The organism is Pseudomonas sp. GW823-FHT02C02, from assembly GCF_058797635.1.
Genome location: NZ_JBXAJV010000015.1, coordinates 35,850 through 55,954, shown reverse-complemented (window position 1 = coordinate 55,954; position 20,105 = coordinate 35,850). Strand labels below are relative to the sequence as shown.

Annotated in this window: 20 protein-coding genes; 13 read left to right on the top strand and 7 right to left on the bottom strand. The window is 58.6% G+C overall.

The genetic code is table 11. The features are described 5' to 3' along the window. Nucleotides 1-65: 65 nt before the first annotated feature. The 3 genes from sucC (at nucleotide 66) to brnQ (ending at nucleotide 3,891) form a co-directional block, all read left to right on the top strand. Nucleotides 66-1,232 (top strand): ADP-forming succinate--CoA ligase subunit beta, encoded by a 1,167-nt coding sequence (gene sucC, locus AC1ROI_RS24050; protein WP_008148602.1) that lies wholly within the window; start codon nucleotides 66-68, stop codon nucleotides 1,230-1,232. After that, on the top strand, nucleotides 1,232-2,113 hold the full coding sequence (gene sucD / locus AC1ROI_RS24045) for a succinate--CoA ligase subunit alpha (RefSeq protein ID WP_008148605.1): 882 nt from the start codon (nucleotides 1,232-1,234) through the stop codon (nucleotides 2,111-2,113). Before sucC ends, sucD begins: the two co-directional genes overlap by 1 nt. A 464-nt stretch (nucleotides 2,114-2,577) precedes the next feature. Then, the gene (brnQ, locus tag AC1ROI_RS24040) at nucleotides 2,578-3,891 is read left to right on the top strand and encodes a branched-chain amino acid transport system II carrier protein (RefSeq protein WP_010456842.1); all 1,314 of its coding nucleotides are present in this window, start codon (nucleotides 2,578-2,580) and stop codon (nucleotides 3,889-3,891) included. A gap of 87 nt (nucleotides 3,892-3,978) precedes the next feature. Here brnQ and AC1ROI_RS24035 read toward each other — a convergent pair whose 3' ends face one another. After that, nucleotides 3,979-5,286, bottom strand: a complete 1,308-nt coding sequence (locus AC1ROI_RS24035; protein ID WP_102595534.1) for an NHL repeat-containing protein — start codon at nucleotides 5,284-5,286, stop codon at nucleotides 3,979-3,981. A gap of 228 nt (nucleotides 5,287-5,514) precedes the next feature. Between AC1ROI_RS24035 and AC1ROI_RS24030 the strand changes: the two genes are divergently transcribed. Then, entirely contained in the window at nucleotides 5,515-6,252 is a 738-nt protein-coding gene (locus tag AC1ROI_RS24030) for a DUF599 domain-containing protein (RefSeq protein ID WP_010456838.1), read from the top strand. Next, the gene (locus AC1ROI_RS24025; RefSeq protein ID WP_102595533.1) at nucleotides 6,252-6,653 is read left to right on the top strand and encodes an MAPEG family protein; all 402 of its coding nucleotides are present in this window, start codon (nucleotides 6,252-6,254) and stop codon (nucleotides 6,651-6,653) included. The genes AC1ROI_RS24030 and AC1ROI_RS24025 overlap by 1 nt, the downstream gene beginning before the upstream one ends. Nucleotides 6,654-6,721: 68 nt before the next feature. Here the strand turns inward: AC1ROI_RS24025 and AC1ROI_RS24020 are convergent, their stop codons facing one another. Next, nucleotides 6,722-6,958 (bottom strand): hypothetical protein, encoded by a 237-nt coding sequence (locus AC1ROI_RS24020; RefSeq protein ID WP_102595532.1) that lies wholly within the window; start codon nucleotides 6,956-6,958, stop codon nucleotides 6,722-6,724. A 157-nt stretch (nucleotides 6,959-7,115) separates the two neighbouring features. On the opposite strand from AC1ROI_RS24020, the gene AC1ROI_RS24015 reads away from it, so the two are divergent. The 4 genes from AC1ROI_RS24015 (at nucleotide 7,116) to AC1ROI_RS24000 (ending at nucleotide 10,822) form a co-directional block, all read left to right on the top strand. Beyond that, a complete protein-coding gene (locus tag AC1ROI_RS24015; RefSeq protein WP_102595531.1) occupies nucleotides 7,116-7,592 on the top strand; it encodes a PaaI family thioesterase in 477 nt (158 codons plus the stop codon). Continuing rightward, nucleotides 7,589-8,041, top strand: a complete 453-nt coding sequence (locus AC1ROI_RS24010; RefSeq protein WP_010456830.1) for a PaaI family thioesterase — start codon at nucleotides 7,589-7,591, stop codon at nucleotides 8,039-8,041. Before AC1ROI_RS24015 ends, AC1ROI_RS24010 begins: the two co-directional genes overlap by 4 nt. An 81-nt stretch (nucleotides 8,042-8,122) precedes the next feature. Then, a complete protein-coding gene (gene htpG / locus AC1ROI_RS24005; protein ID WP_102595537.1) occupies nucleotides 8,123-10,027 on the top strand; it encodes a molecular chaperone HtpG in 1,905 nt (634 codons plus the stop codon). Between the two features lie 66 nt (nucleotides 10,028-10,093). Continuing rightward, nucleotides 10,094-10,822, top strand: a complete 729-nt coding sequence (locus AC1ROI_RS24000) for a dienelactone hydrolase family protein (RefSeq protein ID WP_010456825.1) — start codon at nucleotides 10,094-10,096, stop codon at nucleotides 10,820-10,822. 135 nt (nucleotides 10,823-10,957) lie between these two features. Here the strand turns inward: AC1ROI_RS24000 and AC1ROI_RS23995 are convergent, their stop codons facing one another. Both AC1ROI_RS23995 and AC1ROI_RS23990 read right to left on the bottom strand, forming a co-directional pair. After that, nucleotides 10,958-11,818: a pirin family protein gene (locus tag AC1ROI_RS23995; protein ID WP_102595120.1), complete on the bottom strand. Its 861-nt coding sequence runs from the start codon at nucleotides 11,816-11,818 to the stop codon at nucleotides 10,958-10,960. A gap of 61 nt (nucleotides 11,819-11,879) precedes the next feature. Further along, entirely contained in the window at nucleotides 11,880-12,296 is a 417-nt protein-coding gene (locus tag AC1ROI_RS23990; protein WP_010456822.1) for an OsmC family protein, read from the bottom strand. Nucleotides 12,297-12,438: 142 nt separating this feature from the next. Between AC1ROI_RS23990 and AC1ROI_RS23985 the strand changes: the two genes are divergently transcribed. From AC1ROI_RS23985 to AC1ROI_RS23975, 3 genes are all read left to right on the top strand, one after another. Beyond that, nucleotides 12,439-13,449, top strand: coding sequence for an amidohydrolase family protein (locus AC1ROI_RS23985; RefSeq protein ID WP_010456819.1), 1,011 nt, complete (start codon nucleotides 12,439-12,441; stop codon nucleotides 13,447-13,449). Between the two features lie 149 nt (nucleotides 13,450-13,598). Continuing rightward, on the top strand, nucleotides 13,599-14,975 hold the full coding sequence (locus tag AC1ROI_RS23980; protein ID WP_077749778.1) for a pyridoxal-phosphate dependent enzyme: 1,377 nt from the start codon (nucleotides 13,599-13,601) through the stop codon (nucleotides 14,973-14,975). Continuing rightward, nucleotides 14,972-16,150 carry a trans-sulfuration enzyme family protein gene (locus AC1ROI_RS23975; protein ID WP_077749779.1) on the top strand — a complete coding sequence of 393 codons (1,179 nt, stop codon included), beginning with the start codon at nucleotides 14,972-14,974 and terminating at the stop codon, nucleotides 16,148-16,150. The genes AC1ROI_RS23980 and AC1ROI_RS23975 overlap by 4 nt, the downstream gene beginning before the upstream one ends. Before the next feature lie 64 nt (nucleotides 16,151-16,214). Here the strand turns inward: AC1ROI_RS23975 and AC1ROI_RS23970 are convergent, their stop codons facing one another. The 3 genes from AC1ROI_RS23970 to purM are packed head-to-tail and all read right to left on the bottom strand — an operon-like array spanning nucleotide 16,215 to nucleotide 18,645. Beyond that, entirely contained in the window at nucleotides 16,215-16,928 is a 714-nt protein-coding gene (locus tag AC1ROI_RS23970; protein ID WP_077749780.1) for a DUF3108 domain-containing protein, read from the bottom strand. Nucleotides 16,929-16,936: 8 nt separating this feature from the next. Next, nucleotides 16,937-17,587 (bottom strand): phosphoribosylglycinamide formyltransferase, encoded by a 651-nt coding sequence (gene purN / locus AC1ROI_RS23965; protein WP_010456811.1) that lies wholly within the window; start codon nucleotides 17,585-17,587, stop codon nucleotides 16,937-16,939. Continuing rightward, nucleotides 17,587-18,645 (bottom strand): phosphoribosylformylglycinamidine cyclo-ligase, encoded by a 1,059-nt coding sequence (gene purM, locus AC1ROI_RS23960; protein ID WP_010456810.1) that lies wholly within the window; start codon nucleotides 18,643-18,645, stop codon nucleotides 17,587-17,589. The genes purN and purM overlap by 1 nt, the downstream gene beginning before the upstream one ends. Before the next feature lie 384 nt (nucleotides 18,646-19,029). Here purM and AC1ROI_RS23955 point away from each other — a divergent pair, with 384 nt between their 5' ends. Next, the gene (locus AC1ROI_RS23955; RefSeq protein WP_102595119.1) at nucleotides 19,030-20,088 is read left to right on the top strand and encodes a DUF8605 domain-containing protein; all 1,059 of its coding nucleotides are present in this window, start codon (nucleotides 19,030-19,032) and stop codon (nucleotides 20,086-20,088) included. Nucleotides 20,089-20,105 lie beyond the last annotated feature (17 nt).

The following is a 20,105-nucleotide window of genomic DNA, read 5'->3' as shown; positions in this document are numbered from 1 at the left end:
GGTGGTGCGGCACTTGAACAAGTGCAGCACCGAATGCGCAGTACCTAACGAAGACGGTAATAAGCATGAATCTTCACGAGTATCAGGGTAAGCAGCTGTTCGCTGAGTACGGCCTGCCAGTATCCCAGGGTTTCGCAGTAGACACCCCGGAAGCAGCAGCAGAAGCTTGCGACAAAATCGGCGGCACCGAGTGGGTTGTCAAAGCCCAGGTCCACGCTGGTGGTCGCGGTAAAGCGGGCGGCGTAAAGCTGGTTCGCAGCAAAGAAGACGCCAAGGCATTCGCACAGCAGTGGCTGGGCAAGCGCCTGGTGACTTACCAGACTGACGCCAATGGCCAGCCAGTCACCAAGATCCTGGTTGAATCGTGCACTGATATCGCTAAAGAGCTGTACCTGGGCGCTGTCGTTGACCGTTCGAGCCGTCGCATCGTGTTCATGGCTTCCACCGAAGGTGGCGTGGACATCGAGAAAATCGCTCACGACACTCCAGAAAAAATTCTGAAAGCCACGATCGATCCACTGGTTGGCGCCCAGCCATTCCAGGGTCGCGAGCTGGCATTCCAGCTGGGTCTGGAAGGCAAGCAAGTTGCTCAGTTCGCCAAGATCTTCGTAGGTCTGGCCAAGCTGTTCAAGGATCACGACCTGGCTCTGCTGGAAGTGAACCCGCTGGTGATCAAGGCTGACGGCGATCTGCATTGCCTCGACGCCAAGATCAACATCGACGCCAACGCCATGTACCGTCAGCCTAAGCTGAAGACTTTCCACGATCCGTCGCAAGACGATCCGCGCGAAGCGCACGCTGCCAAGTTCGAACTGAACTACGTAGCGCTGGAAGGCAACATCGGTTGCATGGTCAACGGTGCTGGCCTGGCCATGGGTACCATGGACATCGTCAACCTGCATGGCGGCAAACCAGCCAACTTCCTCGACGTGGGCGGCGGTGCTACCAAAGAACGCGTTACCGAAGCGTTCAAGATCATCCTGTCCGACACTAACGTCGCTGCAGTATTGGTCAACATCTTCGGCGGCATCGTTCGTTGCGACATGATTGCCGAAGGCATCATCGGCGCTGTGAAAGAAGTCGGCGTGAAAATCCCGGTTGTTGTTCGCCTTGAAGGCAACAACGCTGAGCTGGGCGCTAAAGTACTGGCAGAAAGCGGTTTGAACATCATCGCTGCTACCAGCCTGACCGACGCTGCTCAACAAGTCGTTAAAGCTGCGGAGGGCAAATAATGAGCGTCCTGATCAATAAAGACACCAAAGTTATCTGCCAGGGTATTACCGGTTCGCAAGGTAGTTTCCACACCCAGCAAGCCATCGAATACGGCACCAAGATGGTTGGTGGCGTAACTCCAGGCAAAGGCGGCACCGAGCACCTGGGCCTGCCAGTGTTCAACACCGTGAAAGACGCTGTAGCTGCCACTGGCGCTACCGCCAGCGTGATCTACGTTCCGGCTCCTTTCTGCAAGGATTCGATCCTGGAAGCTGCTTTCGGCGGCATCAAGCTGATCGTCTGCATCACCGAAGGCATTCCTACCCTGGACATGCTGGACGCTAAAGTTAAGTGCGACGAGCTGGGCGTAGTCCTGATCGGTCCTAACTGCCCAGGCGTGATCACCCCAGGCGAATGCAAGATCGGCATCATGCCAGGTCACATTCACTTGCCAGGCAAGGTCGGTATCGTTTCCCGTTCCGGCACCCTGACCTACGAAGCTGTGAAGCAAACTACTGACGCCGGTTTCGGTCAGTCGACTTGCGTCGGCATCGGTGGTGACCCGATCCCGGGTTCGAACTTCATCGACATCCTGAAGCTGTTCCAGGAAGACCCGAAGACCGAAGCGATCGTCATGATCGGTGAGATCGGCGGTTCGGCTGAAGAAGAAGCGGCTGCCTACATCAAGGCACACGTGACCAAGCCGGTTGTTTCCTACATCGCTGGTGTGACTGCCCCTGCGGGCAAGCGCATGGGCCATGCTGGCGCAATCATCTCTGGCGGCAAAGGCACTGCAGACGAGAAGTTTGCTGCCCTGGAAGACGCAGGCGTTAAAACCGTGCGTTCGCTGGCAGACATCGGCAAGGCATTGTCCGAGCTGACCGGTTGGGCGATCAAATAAGCCTCGCGCTTAGCTGACGCTTCACCAAACAAAGGCCACCTTCGGGTGGCCTTTGTCGTTTCTGGTGTTGAGATATTTGCAGTGCTTTTTGTGGCGAGGGCGCTTGCTCCCGCTGGGCTGCGAAGCGGCCCCAAAACAGGCCGTCGAAGATTGTCCGGTACGCCGCATGCAATGGATTTACCACTGCTGCGCAGCCGAGCGGAAGCAAGTTCCCTCGCCACGGGGCTCTTCTTAGGTAAATTAGATATGTAAACGCGACACGGAAATGTCGCGTATCGGATAGATCGCCCCTTAACAGTGCGTTTGTCGGGCAAATTCGTTAGGCTAGCCGCCATTTTTGCGTTTGCGTCCCACAAGGAAGCGTCGCGCTAAACGGGTCAGTCCTATACGGACCGACAGCATTTCCCTCACCCCTCAGGGAAATCCCTCTCTAAATTCCGATTCAGTAGTGTGGTATTTCCTTAATGAAAGTCTTGAAAGGTCAGGACATCCTGGCACTTGGTTTTATGACGTTTGCCCTGTTTGTCGGGGCTGGCAACATCATCTTCCCGCCTATCGTCGGTTTGCAGTCCGGGCCCAATGTCTGGATGGCGGCGCTAGGCTTCTTGATCACGGCAGTCGGTTTGCCGGTGATCACCGTGGTTGCGTTGGCCAAGGTCGGTGGTGCGATGGATGCCTTGAGCAGCCCGATCGGCAAAATCGCCGGCGGCCTGCTGGCCGCTGCGTGCTACCTCGCGGTCGGCCCGCTGTTCGCCACGCCGCGTACCGCGACCGTATCGTTCGAAGTGGGTCTGGCGCCGCTGACCGGCGAAAGCCCGCTGGCGCTGTTCCTCTACAGCTCGGTGTACTTCCTGCTGGTGTTCTTCATTTCGCTCTATCCGGGCCGTTTGCTGGATACCGTAGGACGTTTCCTCGCCCCCCTGAAGATCATCGCCCTGGCCGCACTCGGCATCGCCGCATTCGCGCTGCCTGCCGGTGACATCGGCGTGGCGACGCCTGAGTATGTCGCGGCGCCGTTCTCCCAAGGGTTCATCAACGGTTACCTGACCATGGATACCCTTGGCGCGCTGGTGTTCGGCATCGTCATCGTCAACGCGATCCGCTCCCGTGGCGTCGAGTCACCAGCGCTGATCACCCGCTACGCGATCATTGCCGGGCTGATTGCCGGCGTGGGCCTGGCGCTGGTGTATGTCAGCCTGTTTCGTCTCGGTTCCGGCAGTCATGAAGTGGCGGCCGGTGCAGCTAACGGTGCCGCGGTGTTGCACGCCTATGTTCAGCACACCTTTGGTTCGCTGGGCAGCGGTTTCCTGGCGGTGCTGATCTCCCTGGCCTGTCTGGTCACCGCGGTCGGTCTGACGTGTGCATGCGCCGAATACTTCAGCCGTGTGCTGCCACTGTCCTACAAGACATTGGTCATCATCCTCGCCGTGTTCTCCCTGTTTGTGTCCAACCTGGGCCTCACCAAGCTGATTGCGTTCTCGATCCCGGTACTGACGGCGATTTACCCGCCCTGCATCGCCCTGGTCGCGCTGAGCTTCTGCAAAGACTTCTGGCATGAACAGGGCCGTATCGTTGGCCCTGTGATGTTGGTGTCGTTCATCTTCGGCATGATCGATGCGCTCAAGGGGGCGGGTCTGGCGGACTGGATGCCAGCTCAGCTGTCCCACCTGCCGCTGAGCGAGCAAGGTCTGGCGTGGCTGGTGCCGTCGGTGATGACCTTGGTGGTTGCGGTGGTTTGCGATCGTCTGCTGGGCAAGCGCGAAGAAGTGCTGGCTTAAGTTGCTTCATGGCCCGCCACAAGCGGGTCTTGAGTCGCTATAGAAATGCCCCGTATCAATCGATACGGGGCATTTTTTTATCACCATTTACTTCTCTCTGGTGGCTAGAAACCGCGCTACAGTCGCCCTGTCAAAAAAATACCGGCAATCACCCGAAGCAATGATTTTTTGATCGGGTTGCACAACCACCGACTTCCAGAACTCGTAATCTTTTCCAAAGCGGGTATTCAGAAAGCCTTCGTCGCCGAACGTGATGTCGAGTTTTCCCGTAGCCTCATAACGGGCGATCAGCGTACTCTCCCTGCTTCTCGCGCCTGACAGGCCAACGACGACAATTCCATGTGCAGGGTCTCCGCCAATGTCAGACCATGCGTTGGCTGCGCTTGATGGCAACTCGGACACCACCGCTTTGCCACCGTTGAAAACAAGATTCGGCCAACCATTTCCATTAAACGCTGCAAGCACTTCCCGGCGGCCGTTGCCCCAAACATCGTTCGGGGTTCGGTCCAACGAGCCAGTCACGAACGTACTGCCATCTTCGCGCAGTAACAGGCCTGAAAATACTGTATCGGCTTCGTCGATGCGGATTCTCGTGATGCCGCTCGTCCCAAAGGAATTGTCTGGAGTTCCATCAGCTTTGAAGCGGGCGACGATACCTTCGTTCTGAGGGCTAAAGCCTACGGAGCTGGATCCGACGACAGTAATGGCGCCATCAGCGGACGCGCCGACTGCATGGATGACGAAATCGACATTGATGCTGCCGCTTCCGTTAAATGACAGATCAAGTTTGCCGTCTGGGTCGTATCGAAAGATGCTCATCCAACCCGCCATTATGATCTCGCCATTTGGACCGATTGCAGTGTTGGAGGTTGGTTGAGTCATTGAACGATGGGGTCTGGTTGAAACGGCCAGGTTACTCAAGTGGGTTGGGTAGGGATTCAGTACCAGACCTCCATCGCCAAACGTGTAATCAGGTTTGCCGTTTTCGAGAAAGCGCGCGAAAGCAAGATACTCAATATCGTCGCGGTGTGTACCAATGACCAGGATCTTCCCATCTTTGTAAAGTTGGGCGCCGTGTAGAGAGGCCCGAGATCCAACCTTAAACCCGCCCTTGAGTATTCCGTCATCCGCAAAATCAGGATCCCGGCTGCCATCTTCCAGCAGTTGCACAAGCTGGAAGTCTTGATGACCTTCCCAGTAGACGCCGCCTGCCAGAAGTAACTTCTCGTCGGGTCTTCTGGAAACAATTTGCAGTGGGTCACTTCCTGCAGAAAATTGATAGGCTACGCCAGCCTGCCCAAAAGACGGATCAAGCCATTGTTCATCAGGAGCCGCGGCTGATTTTTTTTTGGGCTGAGCATAGGAATTCTCCAGGTGCCGATTGATAAAGTTCAAGAGGCTACAAGCGATACCTTGGAGGCTAACCGGTAAAAATAAGACTGAATAGCTGTCAAATATGACAGCTATTGATGATGTTCAATCGATAGAATTTAATGAAGTGCGCCCTTTTTCGACTTTGCATTGAACAAGCGCTTATGTAACGTTGAACGCGAGAGGTAGTGGTTGCCTTGCACAGCCAATTCGTATTGAAAACTCAGCTTCAGCCCACGTTTAAGGACCTGCATGTCGTTCATCCACGCCAATATCATCCACATCGTTGCCGCGCTGTGGTTTGTCATCTGCTGGGGCGGTTACACCCGCTATGCCTCATGGAAGGGCCGCGACACCGCATGCCTGGCCAGTGTGCTGCACCTGTACCGTGAAGACTGGATGCGCCGCATGCTCTTGCGCGACAACCGCATCGCCGACGCCAGCGTGGTCGGCAACCTGGAGCGTAACGCCTCGTTCTTTGCCTCCAGCACGCTGATTATCCTGGCTGGCATTCTCACCGTACTCGGTGCGTCGGAACGGGCCGTCTCGTTGCTGGCGGATATTCCGATGGTGCAACAGGCGTCGCAGGGGATGTCCGAGATCAAGTTACTGTGCCTGGCGCTGGTGTTTGTCTATGCGTTCTTCACCTTCAGCTGGTGCATGCGCCAGTACAACTTCGCCGCCATTTTGATCGGGTCGGCGCCGATGATTGGCGAACGTCACGTGTCCGAACAAGAGCGCAAAGCCTTCGCCGCCCGAGCCGCCCGGGTAATTTCCATGGCGGCCAACCAGTTCAACTTTGGCCTGCGTTCTTACTACTTTGGCATGACCATGCTGGCTTGGTTCGTCAGCCCATGGCTGTTCATGTTGATGAGTGCTGGCGTGGTGCTGGTGTTGTATCGCCGGGAGTTTCATTCCGACGTTCTCGACGTGATGGTCTATACCCCTACAGAGGCGCCATTGCCCGAAGCCAATAAAGAGGCCGCTTGATGAGTATTCCGTTCTGGTGCGTGTTTATCAGCGCCTTGCTGATCTACGTGGCCCGCATGCCCGTGACCAAGGCCATGAAAGAGCAGGACGGTTACAACAATCACCTGCCGCGTCAGCAACAGGCGCAACTCACAGGTTTCGGCGCCCGTGCAGTGGCGGCGCATCAAAACTGCTTCGAGGCGTTCATATTGTTTGCGGTGGGGGTGTTGATGGCGCACACCACGCAGACGGCGGGGTGGCTGATCGATTCGCTGGCCATCATCTTTGTGATTTCCCGAATCATTTATTTACTGTGCTATTGGGCGGATCTTGCCTGGCAGCGCAGCCTGGTATGGATCGTCGGACTAGTGTGTTCGTTGCTGTTGATGATTAGTCCGACTTTTAGAACTGTTTTGCTCTGACGGACCGAATGACAGGCAAAAGAAAACCCGCACTTGGCGGGTTTTCTTTTATCACGCTAAAAACGATTTTAGTTTTTAGGTGCTTCTTCTTTTGCTGCGGCTTCGTTCGATTCGGCCTGAGCTTTGGCAGCTTCGGCGTTTTCTTTCGCAGCGTCGTTCACTTTATCCTGAGCTTTGTTCATGTCTTGCTGGGCTTGCTCAGCATGTTGGTTAGCATCTTGAGCTTTGTCCTCGGATTTTTTATCGCAAGCAGCGAGACCGAGGGAAGCGGTCAACATCAAGGCAATAGCTAAAGTCTTACGCATGGGGTGTATCTCCTTATGGAAAATATCTACTGGCCTTTCGAGCACAGCCCCCAGGGTTAAGTTCCTCAAATCGTTCAGATATATAAGAATATTCCTGCGGGAACTTTTACGAATACGCCGAATACGATTTCCGACTATTAAGAAGAGTGTTTATCACATGGCCGAAAACCCCGTTTTTGAGCGCGCGACGCGATTTCTTTCGGCACTCAGGCATTGTCAGGTGTTGGGTTTGCGGGTTCACAGCGCCAGCAACGAAGGGCTGACGGTCATCCTGCCGTACAGCCCGCAAATCGTCGGCAACCCGCAGACCGGTGTGATCCATGGCGGGGCTTTGACCTCGCTGATGGACACCGCGTGTGGCATGTCGACCCTCTGCGTCCTGCCCGAATTTGAAGTCTGCCCGACCCTCGATTTGCGCATCGACTACATGCACGCCGCCGAGCCTCATAAGGATGTCTACGGTTTCGCCCAATGCTACCGGGTGACCACCGACGTGATCTTCGCCCGAGGCTTTGCCTACCAGGACGATCCCGAGCAGCCCATCGCCCATGTCGTCGGCACGTTCATGCGCATGGGCAAAGCCGTCAAAGGCGCCAAGGGATTGGGTGGCGCAATCGCCGGAGGTGCGAAATGACTGACTCTTTCAAGGAGCAACTCCAGCAAGCCCACGCGCAGGGGGACTACGCTTCGCTGCTGCACCTGTTGCCTTATGCCAAACTGATCGGCATCGAGTGTTCGCGTGTCGGGGATGAGCTGCTGTTTCGCTTGCCGGCCAACAAGGACAACATTGGTAACCCTTTACTGCCGGCCATCCATGGTGGGGTGATCGCCGGGTTCATGGAGCTGTCCGCAGCGCTGCACCTGCTGATTTTCACCGGCTCGCCCGGTGTACCGAAGATCATCGATTTCTCCCTCGACTACCTGCGAGCCGGGCAGTTTCGCGATACGTGGGCCAAATGTCAGGTTTGCCGCCAGGGCCGACGCGTGGCAAACGTGGCGATTACAGCCTGGCAAACCACCGAAGCCGAGCCGATTGCCACCGCCCGCGGTCATTTCAAAATTGAAGAGCCCTTGAAATCCTGAACTCAGCCCCAAACTCTGATGACAACCCGCCGCCGACCCTTCAGGTCGCGGCCACTGCCATCTGATTGGAGTTTGATGACCATGAGTGTGGAAACTCAAAAGGAAACCCTGGGCTTCCAGACCGAGGTGAAGCAACTGCTGCACCTCATGATCCATTCGCTGTATTCCAACAAGGAAATTTTCCTTCGCGAATTGATCTCGAACGCCTCTGACGCTGTCGACAAATTACGTTTCGAAGCCCTGTCCAAGCCTGAACTGCTGGAAGGTGGCGCCGAACTGAAAATCCGTGTGAGCTTCGACAAGGACGCCAAGACCGTCACCCTCGAAGACAACGGCATCGGCATGAGCCGTGAAGACGCGATTACCCACCTGGGTACCATCGCCAAATCCGGCACTGCTGATTTCATGAAACACCTGTCTGGCGATCAGAAGAAAGACTCGCACCTGATCGGTCAGTTTGGTGTCGGTTTCTACTCGGCCTTCATCGTCGCTGACAAAGTTGACGTGTTCAGCCGTCGTGCCGGTTCTGCTGCCAGCGAAGGCGTGCATTGGTCGTCCAAAGGTGAAGGCGATTTTGAAGTTGCCACCGTTGAGAAAGCCGAGCGCGGCACCCGTATCGTCCTGCACCTGAAATCCGGTGAAGACGAATTCGCCGATGGCTGGCGTCTGCGCAACATCATCAAGAAGTACTCCGACCACATCGCTCTGCCGATCGAGTTGCCGAAAGAAGTGGCAGCTGTCGAAGGTGAAGAGAAGCCCGCAGTTGAATGGGAAACCGTCAACCGCGCCAGCGCCCTGTGGACTCGTCCTCGCACCGAGATCAAGGACGAGGAATACCAGGAGTTCTACAAGCACATCGCTCATGACTTCGAAAATCCGCTGAGCTGGAGCCATAACAAGGTCGAAGGCAAGCTCGAATACAGCTCGCTGCTGTACGTGCCGACCCGTGCTCCGTTCGACCTGTACCAGCGTGAAGCGCCGAAAGGCCTGAAGCTCTATGTACAGCGCGTATTTGTCATGGATCAGGCCGAGTCGTTCCTGCCGCTGTACCTGCGCTTCATCAAAGGTGTGGTCGATTCCAACGACCTGTCGCTGAACGTGTCGCGGGAAATCCTGCAGAAAGACCCGATCATCGACTCCATGAAGTCGGCCCTGACCAAGCGCGTTCTGGACATGCTGGAAAAACTGGCGAAGAACGAGCCTGAGCAATACAAAGGCTTCTGGAAGAACTTCGGCCAGGTCATGAAAGAAGGCCCGGCAGAAGACTTCGCCAACAAAGAGAAAATCGCTGGCCTGCTGCGTTTCGCCTCCACTCAGGGCGAAGAAGGCGAGCAGGTTGTGGGGCTGGCCGAGTACCTGGCGCGTGCCAAGGAAGGTCAGGACAAGATCTACTACCTGACCGGCGAAACCTACGCGCAGGTCAAAAACAGCCCGCACCTGGAAGTCTTCCGCAAGAAAGGCATCGAAGTGCTGCTGCTGACCGACCGCATTGATGAGTGGCTGATGAGCTACCTCAGCGACTTCGACGGCAAGAGCTTTGTCGACGTGGCGCGCGGTGACCTGGACCTGGGCAACCTGGATTCGGAAGAAGACAAGAAAGCCGCGGAAGAAGTCGCCAAGTCCAAAGAGGGCCTGGTTGAGCGTCTGAAAACTGCACTGGGCGAATCCGTCGCTGAAGTACGGGTTTCCCACCGTCTGACTGATTCCCCGGCGATCCTGGCCATCGGCGAGCAGGACCTGGGCATGCAGATGCGTCAGATCCTCGAAGCCAGCGGTCAGAAGGTTCCGGATTCGAAGCCGATCTTCGAATTCAACCCGGCTCACCCGCTGATCGAGAAACTCGACAACGAGCAGAGCGACGAGCGCTTCGGCGACCTGTCGCACATTCTCTTCGATCAGGCGGCACTGGCAGCCGGCGACAGCTTGAAAGACCCGGCCGCGTATGTGCGCCGCCTCAACAAGCTGCTGGTTGAACTGTCGGTTTAACCGAGTTGTAAAAAAACCCGCTTCGGCGGGTTTTTTCATTCTGGTGTCTTTTACTGGGAGTTAGTCATGAGCCAAATCACTGTTCGTTCCGTCGCTTATCAGCTTGATGGCCAGTCGTATGAAAGCCGTCTGGCGTTCGATGCCGACCACAAAGGCCCGCGCCCCGGTCTGTTGATGGCGCCGAACTGGATGGGTGTCAGCGCCGGTGCCGAGGAGATCGCCAAATCGGTGGCGGCCAAGGGTTATGTGGTGTTGATCGCCGACTTGTACGGCCAGTCGGTGCGTCCACAGAATGGCGACGAGGCGGGTGCAGCGATGATGCCCCTGAAGAACGACCGCGCCTTGCTGCGCAAGCGCATGCAAGCGGCGTTCGAACAGTTGCAAGGGCAGGGCGAGGCGGCGGTTGATACCTCGAAACTGGCGACCTTCGGTTTCTGCTTCGGCGGTTGCTGCGCACTGGAACTGGCCCGCACCGGCGCGCCGGTAAAAGCGGCGGTTTCGTTCCATGGCACGCTGGATACGCCGAACGTCAACGATGCTAAAACCATCAAGGGCTCGGTGCTGGTGTTGCACGGTGCATCCGACCCGCTGGTGCCGAAAGAGCAATTGCCGGCGTTTGAAGAGGAAATGAATGCGGCGGGCGTGGATTGGCAACTGCTGAGTTACGGCGGCGCGGTGCATTCGTTTACTGACCCGCATGCGAATGTGCCGGGCAAGATGATGTATGACGCGAAGACGGCGGCTCGGGCGTTTACTTCGATGCACAATCTGCTGGATGAAGTTTTTAAAGACTGATAGCTGATTCCGCCCTGACACTCTCGGTGTCAGGGCCGACCCCATCGCGAGCAGGCTCACTCCTACAATTGGAATGCATTCTCCCTTGTACGAGTGAGCCTGCTCGCGATGGCGGTGTAACTGTTACCGACGATGCTAAGGCAGCTCGATCCGCTCGCTTTCCCCCGGCACCGTCGGCCAATCCCCAGCCGCCCAGCGTCGTCGCGCTTCATCGATCGCCGCCGGATCGCTCGCCACAAAATTCCAGTTGATTCGCCGCGGTCCGTCCAGCGGTGCCCCGCCAAACAGCACGGCATGACAGTCGCTCTCGGCGAACAACGTCATTTCCTCTCCGGCAGGCAGCACCACCAGCGCATGCGGCTCCAGCAGCTCGCCATCAAGCTGTGCGTCGCCGCTGAGCACGTACAGTGCCCGCTCTTCATGCTCGGTCGTGATCAGCAAGGTGGTCGCCGTTTGCAGGTTCAATTCCGCATACAGCGTAGGAGAAAGCACCGGTACCGGCGATTCCAGGCAAAAGCCTGAACCGGCAATCATGCGGATCTTCACGCCAAGGTTATCGCTGACCGGCAACGTCGCTGCCGGATGATGGCTGTAGTGACCGGGCCCCTGTTCCTGCGTCTTGGGGGAGGCGAGCCAAACCTGCAAACCGTGCATCGTGAAGCCGCTTTCCTTCAAGGTTTCAGGCGTGCGTTCAACGTGAGCAATTGCACTGCCCGCCGTCATCCAGCTGACATCGCCGGCATCGACCACCTGATCGGAGCCGAGGCTGTCCTTGTGCTGGATTTTTCCTTCGAACAAATACGTGAGGGTGGACAGGCCAATGTGCGGGTGCTGACGGATGTTCATGCCTGTTCCCGCCGCATAACGGGTTTCGAGCATGTGGTCGAAAAAGACGAAAGGCCCGACGCTGCGGCATTTGGCTGACGGCAGCGGGCGCAGAATCGGTTGGCCCTCGACATCTTCGGCGCGAGGGCGGATCACGAGTGGCGTGTTCATGGTGCATTCCAGGCTGAGCGGGTGACGCGTGGAGCATAACCCGCTTGCGCAGCCCTTGCCGCTATTGGCTGAAGGCACCTTCGGAGAGATGGGTTTCGATGCTCACCTCGGTGCTGGTCATCAGCTTGTGTACCGGGCAGCGGTCGGCCACGCGGTGCAACTCGTCGCGCTGGGCGTCGGTGAGCACGCCCTTGAGGGTCAGTTTGACGTGCAGGGCATATTTGCCTTTCTGCTCTTCGCTGTTGTCACGTTTGACTTCAACCGTGACGCCGGTCAGCGGAATGTCTTTCTTCTTTGCGTACAGCTTCAGTGTCAGGGCCTTGCAGGCACCCAGGGCCGCGTCGAAGTAGTCGTGTGGCTCAGGGGCCGAGCCTTCGCCGCCAGACGTGGTCGGCACATCGGCAAAAAGCTCGTGGTCATCGATCTGGACGCTGTGGCGAAAACCTTCGGCGGAAACGGTATTGACGGTAACGGTCATTGGGAGCCTCCCAGGCTAAAAAGTCATTCGATCAAAACAGACCTCGAAGTTATAGAGCATTCCTGACGATGCGCGTTCCACTTTCTTACCGGCTGAACCGTCTTGAGTGTGCAAAGGTCTACGTCTTTCCTGCCCCCGGAGAATGCCCGTGCCCCTGTTCCGTTTGAGCCTTGCCTGTTTGCTGGTGCTATCCAGTGCTTACGTCAATGCACGCGAATACGCCTACAGCGATGCGCACCTGCATTACGTGGACTTTTTTCAGGAAACCGCCGGCATGCCGACATTGCTCAAGGCCATGGACGACAATGCCATTGATCATGTGATGATTTCCGGGATCCCGGTGGCGAAGAAATGGCACGAAGACGAACCGAAGCGCCCGCGCTATTACGCCGGTGATGACGCCGATGCCTATTGGTACAGCGCGACGGATGTGATCGTCGCGGCAGCGGTAAACAAATTGACCCCCGAGCAGCGTCAGCGCTTTCACCCGTTCCTGTCCGGTTTCAACCCCAACGACAAAAACTCCGCAGCGCACATCCAGCGAATGCTCGATCTCAATCCGGGGCTGTGGCAAGGGATCGGCGAAGTGTTTACCCGGCACGATGACCTGACCGCGCTGACCGCCGGCGACACGCCACGGGCCAACAACGAAGCGATGACGCGGATCTATCACCTCGCGGCGGAGAACGACTTGCCGGTGATGCTGCACTCCAACATCACCTCCAAGCGTGAGAAAAATCCGCTGTACCTGTCGGAAGTCGAGGAGCCGTTGCGTAATCATCCGCATACACGATTCATTTGGGCGCACGCAGGCACCAGCGCCGAGGTCCATCGGCATCAAACCCGACTGGATTTTCTGTTGCCGACCCTGAGCCGAATGCTCGAGGCCTACCCCAATCTTTACATCGACCTGTCCTGGAGCATGCTGACGCCTTACCTGCTGGATGAGCAGGGCAAGCCTTCTGAAGCCTGGCTGGGACTGGTGGAGCGCTTCCCGGATCGCTTCATGCTCGGCTCTGATGTGGTGGGACGTTTCAACAAGCTGGGTAAGGAAATGCGCAGCTTCGACCCGTTTCTCGACGCCTTGCCTGAGCAGGTGGCGAGAAAAGTCGCGCGGGACAATTTTCTGTCGATTTTGCCGCGCAACCGTTAAGGCTGCGACGCTACCGGTTGGCTGCGCACGGTTGCGGATAGCGCATTCCCTGCCTATGTTCCTTGCGAGGCATTACTGGTGACTGGCGCACGAAGACCCGATGCCGGTTGCTGTCCATCCAGTGCGGATTCTCGCAGCGAGGTAACGACATGCCAAACGACTCCCGCCCTGCCGTGCTTGAACTGATCGGCAATACGCCGCTGGTGCGCGTCAGCCGTTTCGATACCGGCCCGTGTACGCTGTTTCTCAAACTCGAATCACAGAACCCCGGCGGTTCGATCAAGGACCGCATCGGTCTGGCGATGATCGATGCCGCCGAACGCGATGGCCGTCTGCAACCCGGCGGCACCATCGTTGAAGCCACCGCCGGCAACACCGGCCTCGGCCTGGCCCTGGTCGGCCGAGCCAAAGGCTATCGAGTGGTGCTGGTGGTGCCGGACAAAATGTCCACCGAGAAGGTGTTGCACCTCAAGGCCATGGGCGCCGAGGTGCACATCACCCGTTCCGACGTCGGCAAGGGTCATCCCGATTACTATCAGGACGTGGCGGCGCGGCTGGCGCAGGAGATTCCCGATGCGTTCTTCGCCGACCAGTTCAACAACCCGGCCAATCCGCTGGCCCACGAATGCAGCACCGCGCCGGAGATCTGGGCACAGACCCAGCATGATCTGGATGCCATTGTCGTCGGCGTCGGTTCGGCCGGCACCCTGACCGGGCTGACGCGCTTCTTTCAACGCGTGCAACCGAACCTGGAAATGGTGCTGGCCGATCCGGTCGGTTCGGTGATGGCCGAGTACAGCCGCAGCGGCACCCTCGGCAAGGCCGGTTCATGGGCGGTGGAAGGCATCGGCGAAGACTTCATTCCATCGATTGCCGACCTTTCCAGCGTGCGCCACGCCTATTCGATCAGCGACGAGGAAAGCTTCGATCACGCCCGTCAACTGCTGCGCGCCGAAGGCATTCTCGGCGGTTCCTCGACTGGCACTTTGCTGGCGGCGGCGTTGCGTTACTGTCGCGAGCAGACCGAGCCGAAACGGGTGGTCAGCTTCGTCTGCGACACCGGCACCCGTTACCTGTCGAAGGTCTACAACGACCAATGGATGAACGATCAGGGCCTGCTGCAATACAAGCGCTACGGCGATCTGCGCGACCTGATCGCGCGGCGTTTCGAGGATGGCCGCGTCATCAGCGTCGGCCCCGACGACACGCTGCTCACCGCCTTCCAGCGCATGCGCCTGGCGGATGTATCGCAATTGCCGGTGCTGGCGGACGGCAAGCGGCTGGTCGGCGTGATCGACGAATCCGATATTCTGCTGGGCGTGCACGAAGACGCTTCGCATTTGCGCATGCCCGTAGCCAGCGCCATGACTGACAAGTTACAAACCCTGCCGGCAAACGCCAGTCTGGCCGAACTGCAGGCGGAACTCGATCGTGGTCTGGTGGCGATCATCGCCGATGCCTCGGGCTTCCATGGCCTGATTACGCGAGTCGACCTGCTTAATCACTTACGGAGATCGCTTACATGAGTCAGCACGATGAATCCGGCGCGCCCCGCGCCTTCGGCACCCGTGTGATCCATGCCGGACAGACGCCGGATCCTTCCACCGGGGCGCTGATGCCGCCGATCTACGCCAACTCCACTTACTTGCAGCAAAGCCCCGGCGTGCATAAGGGCCTCGACTATGGCCGCTCGCACAATCCGACGCGCTTTGCGCTGGAGCGTTGCGTGGCGGACCTCGAGGGCGGCACCCGGGCCTTCGCCTTTGCCTCCGGGCTGGCGGCGATTTCCACGGTGCTCGAATTGCTCGATGCCAACGCGCACATCGTCTCCGGCAACGACCTGTACGGCGGGACGTTCCGTCTGTTCGACAAAGTCCGTCAGCGCAGCGCCGGGCATCGCTTCAGCTACGTCGACCTGACCGACCTGTCCGCCTTCGAAGCGGCGTTGCAGGACGACACGCGGATGGTCTGTGTCGAGACGCCGAGCAATCCTTTGCTGCGCCTTTCTGATCTCGCCGCCATTGCGCGTATCTGCCGCGAGCGCGGCATCCTCTGTGTCGCCGACAACACCTTCGCCAGCCCGTGGATCCAGCGCCCGCTGGAGTTGGGTTTCGATATCGTGGTGCACTCGACGACCAAGTACCTGAACGGCCACTCCGACGTGATCGGCGGCATTGCGGTGGTCGGGCAGAACGCCGAACTGGCCGAGCGCCTGGGCTTTTTGCAGAACGCGGTAGGTGCCATCGCCGGGCCGTTTGACGCGTTCCTCACCCTGCGCGGCGTGAAGACCCTGGCGTTGCGCATGGAGCGTCATTGCAGTAACGCGCTGGAGCTGGCGCAATGGCTGGAGCGTCAGCCGCAAGTGGCACGCGTTTACTATCCGGGCTTGCCGTCGCACCCGCAGCACGAATTGGCGCGGCAGCAGATGCGTGGATTTGGCGGGATGATTTCCCTCGACCTGAACAGCGACCTGGCCGGTGCCAGACGCTTCCTTGAAAATGTGCAGATATTTGCCCTGGCCGAGAGCCTGGGCGGGGTGGAAAGCCTGATCGAGCATCCGGCAATCATGACGCATGCCACCATCCCCGCAGACACCCGTGCACAACTCGGGATCGGCGATGCGCTGGTGCGTTTGTCCGTGGGGGTCGAGGATGTCGAGGATCTGCGCGCTGACCTGGCTCAGGCGCTGGCGCGGATTTGACGTTCAGCAGGCATAAAAAAATCCGGAATCCCTGAGGGATTCCGGATTTTTGTTCAGGCCCGGATCAGCTGCCTTTGACAGCCTTGCCGTTGACCGTACCGTCAAGGAGCATGATGTTGTACTCCTTGCCATCGGTTTCGACCTGTTGCAGGCGAACCAGCAGGTAATCCCAATCCTTGGCGAACCACAGGACGGTGATGCGCTTGCTTTGCGTCGGGTCGCGCACGCGCTCGACCTTGATCGCATCGATCTGGCCGGCCTTGGTGTCGACTTTCTCCGAACCCAGCACGCGGAAGTCATACGTATCGACTTCGCCATCATCGACGACCTGATAGCTCATGCTTTTTTTGCCGGCGGCCACATCGTGTTGCAGGGCCAGCTGATAGGTGGATTTGTCGACCATGCCACGGTTCAGCGGGATCTTGACCGCATCACCGCGATCGGTGCCAGTGACCATTTTGTTGGTCCAGTCGAAGTCCAGGTCGGCTTTCTTGGCTTTACCCAGACCACCGCGTTCGAAGTGGTAGGACTGGGGCAGCAACGTGTCCTTGTCCAGGGTAAGGGTGCTTTCTTCTGTCAGGCTGGCGATCATCATCGAGGCCTTGAAGCTGAGCTTCCAGACACCGTTGGCACCCTGGGTCAGGCTGCGTTCAGCCGTGCCACTCATGGGCAGCTGCTTCCAGTCGGCGGTGTAGCTGGCGGAGAAAGGTTGAAGGTCTGCAGCCTGCGCGAAAGGCAGGGCAAACAGAGCGCAAGCGAAGAGCAGGGCGCGACGCATAAAATCTCCTAGTGTCGAATCAAGTGGCCGCTGGCCGCGAGTAACTTTCCATCCAGTAAAGCACCTTGCTCACCGAGCGATAAACGGCCTTCGGCAAACCAGCGTACAGCCATCGGGTAGATCAGGTGTTCCTGAACATGGACTCGCTGCGCCAGACTCTGCGGCGAATCGTGCAACTCTACCGGTATTACTGCCTGTACGACCAGTGGTCCGCCATCGAGTTCCTCGGTGACGAAGTGCACGGAGCAGCCATGTTCCGTGTCGCCGGCTTCCAGCGCGCGCTGATGAGTGTGTAACCCTTTGTATTTGGGTAGCAGCGAGGGATGGATGTTGAGCAGGCGACCCGCGTAGTGGCGCACGAAGTCAGCGCTGAGAATGCGCATGAAACCGGCCAGTACCACGAGTTTGGGGTTGAAGGCGTCGATCAGTTCGATCAGCGCGGCATCGAAGGCTTCGCGGCCTTCGAAAGCCTTGTGATCCAGGGAGCGGGTGTCGATACCCGCGTCCCTGGCGCGTTGCAGGCCGTAAGCGTCGGCGCGGTTGGAAATCACCGCGGCGATGCGGACCGGGCTGTCGCCGGTCCGCGTGCTGTCGATCAAGGCCTGCAAGTTACTGCCGGTGCCGGACAACAGCACCACCACATCACAGGTCTGGGACATCAATGAGCCTTGAGGTTCTTCAGTTCAACCTGGGCTGCGCCTTCGGCAGCGGTGGCGATCTGACCGATAACCCATGGCTGCTCGCCGGCTTCACGCAGGACGTTCAGGGCAGTTTCAACGTGCTCTTGAGCCACGCAGATGACCATGCCCACGCCGCAGTTCAGCACGCGGTGCATTTCGTTTTCGTCGACGTTGCCTTTCTCTTGCAGCCAGTCGAACACGGCAGGGCGGGTCCAGCTTGCGACGTCAACCACGGCTTGGGCGCCTTTTGGCAGTACGCGCGGGATGTTGTCCAGCAGGCCGCCACCGGTGATGTGGGCCATGGCTTTGACCGCGCCGGTGTCCTTGATCAGCTTGAGCAACGGTTTCACGTAGATGCGGGTCGGGGCCATCAGCAGGTCGGTCAGCGGTTTGCCGTCGAGCTGGATATTTTCGATATCGGCACCGGAGACTTCGATGATCTTGCGGATCAGCGAGTAGCCGTTGGAGTGCGGGCCGGAAGACGGCAGGGCGAGCAGGGCATCGCCGGCAGCGACTTTCGAACCGTCGATGATTTCGGATTTTTCCACGACGCCGACGCAGAAGCCGGCCAGGTCGTAGTCTTCGCCTTCGTACATGCCAGGCATTTCAGCGGTTTCGCCGCCGACCAGGGAGCAGCCGGACAGTTCACAGCCAGCGCCGATGCCGGTCACGACCTGGGTCGCGGTTTCGACGTTCAGCTTGCCGGTGGCGTAGTAGTCGAGGAAGAACAGCGGCTCGGCGCCGCAGACCACCAGGTCGTTCACGCACATGGCCACCAGGTCGATGCCGATGCTGTCGTGCTTGTTCAGGTTCAACGCCAGGCGCAGCTTGGTGCCCACGCCGTCGGTGCCGGAAACCAGTACGGGCTGCTTGTAGCCGGCCGGGATTTCGCAGAGGGCGCCGAAACCGCCCAGGCCGCCCATGACTTCCGGGCGCGCAGTGCGCTTGGCGACGCTCTTGATGCGTTCGACCAATGCTTCACCGGCGTCGATGTCTACACCGGCGTCCTTGTAGCTCAGGGAGGGTTGCTTGCTCATGATCCAGGCCTTTAGGGGGGATTCAGGGGTAACGACCGAGTCCAGTGGGACCGCTGAAATAAACGAAGGCGAGCGCCTTGCACGAATTTCAGGGTGCCCGGCTGTTGCCGGTCTGCGAAGGCGCGCGATTTTATCAGGCTTGAAGGGCAGCGGCCATCCTCACGCCGACGGCAGGGGCATATCGGCTGAAAAAAACCTTTATTGCCCGTGTTGGTCGCCGCCTCGATGGCTGTATAAGGTATCGCGATTAACCGTCTATCGTTATGACAGTGCGAAAAACTTAGTCAGATCGTGGTGAATGTTTTGCGCAGGGATGTGGTCACAGCCTTGCTCGATCATCTTCATGCGGTCTGTTCCAGCCGCTCTCGTCGTCAGGAATCTCCCATGCGTTTTTTTTCCAGATTTTTATTTGCAGGCTGTTTTTCACTGGTCAGCCTGGCGAGTCATGCCGAAACCGTCAAAGGCCTGTATCAAGTGCGTGAGCCTGTCAGCAGTCAATCGTCTGAGGAGCGCGACCAGGCGACCCAGCGCGCGCTGGACACCCTGGTGCTGCGCCTGACCGGTGATCCCAAGGCTGCGCAAAGTCCGGGGTTGGCGGCGCTGCGCAAAGACCCGCAACAGATCATCAGTCAATACGGTTTCGACGCCGGCCCGCCGGAAGTGCTGAAAGTCGATTTCGACCCGGCCAGCACCGAACAAGCCTTGCGCCGCGCCGGGTTGTCTTTGTGGGGGACGAATCGGCCGTCGATCCTGAGTTGGTGGTTGAACGACTCCGCCGAGGGATCGAGCCTGGTGGGCGATGGCCAGTCCAGCGCCGCGCCGTTGCGTCGCGCAGCCCAGCATCGTGGTCTGCCGTTGCGATTGCCGTTGGCGGACCTGAGTGAGCAGCTGGTGGCTACGGCACCCAACCTTGAAGGGGCAGATGCAACGCCGTTGCGCGCTGCCTCGGACCGTTACAATGCCGATGCCTTGCTCGCGGTGCATGCCCGGGAAGAGGGCGGCCAGTGGCAGGCCAAATGGAACATGTGGCTGGGCGACAAGAAAGAGGCGGGCAGCGTACAAGGGGCGGATCAGGCTGCTGTAGCCGATGCAGTGATGCTGGCGGTCAGTGAGCGCCTGGCACCGCGGTTTGTCGTCAAGCCGGGCGCTTCGGGCGAACAATTGCTGGAAGTGCAGGGCATGAACCTGGAACGCTACGCCGCCCTTGGACGCTTGCTGGAGCCTTTTAGGGCGCGCCTGCAAACGGTTGATGGCGAGCGCATTCTCTATCGGGTCAATGGCAGCGCCGAGCAGTTACGTTCGCAGCTGTCCCTCGCGAAGTTGCAGGAAGTTCCAGCCGGTGAGGCGCCTGCACCGGCAGCGCCTGCGCAGCCAGCCGAGGGTGCGGCGCCGGTCGTTGCACCAACCCCGGCACCGGTGCCACAGCTGAGATTCCGTTGGTAAGGTTTTCTTTCTTTATA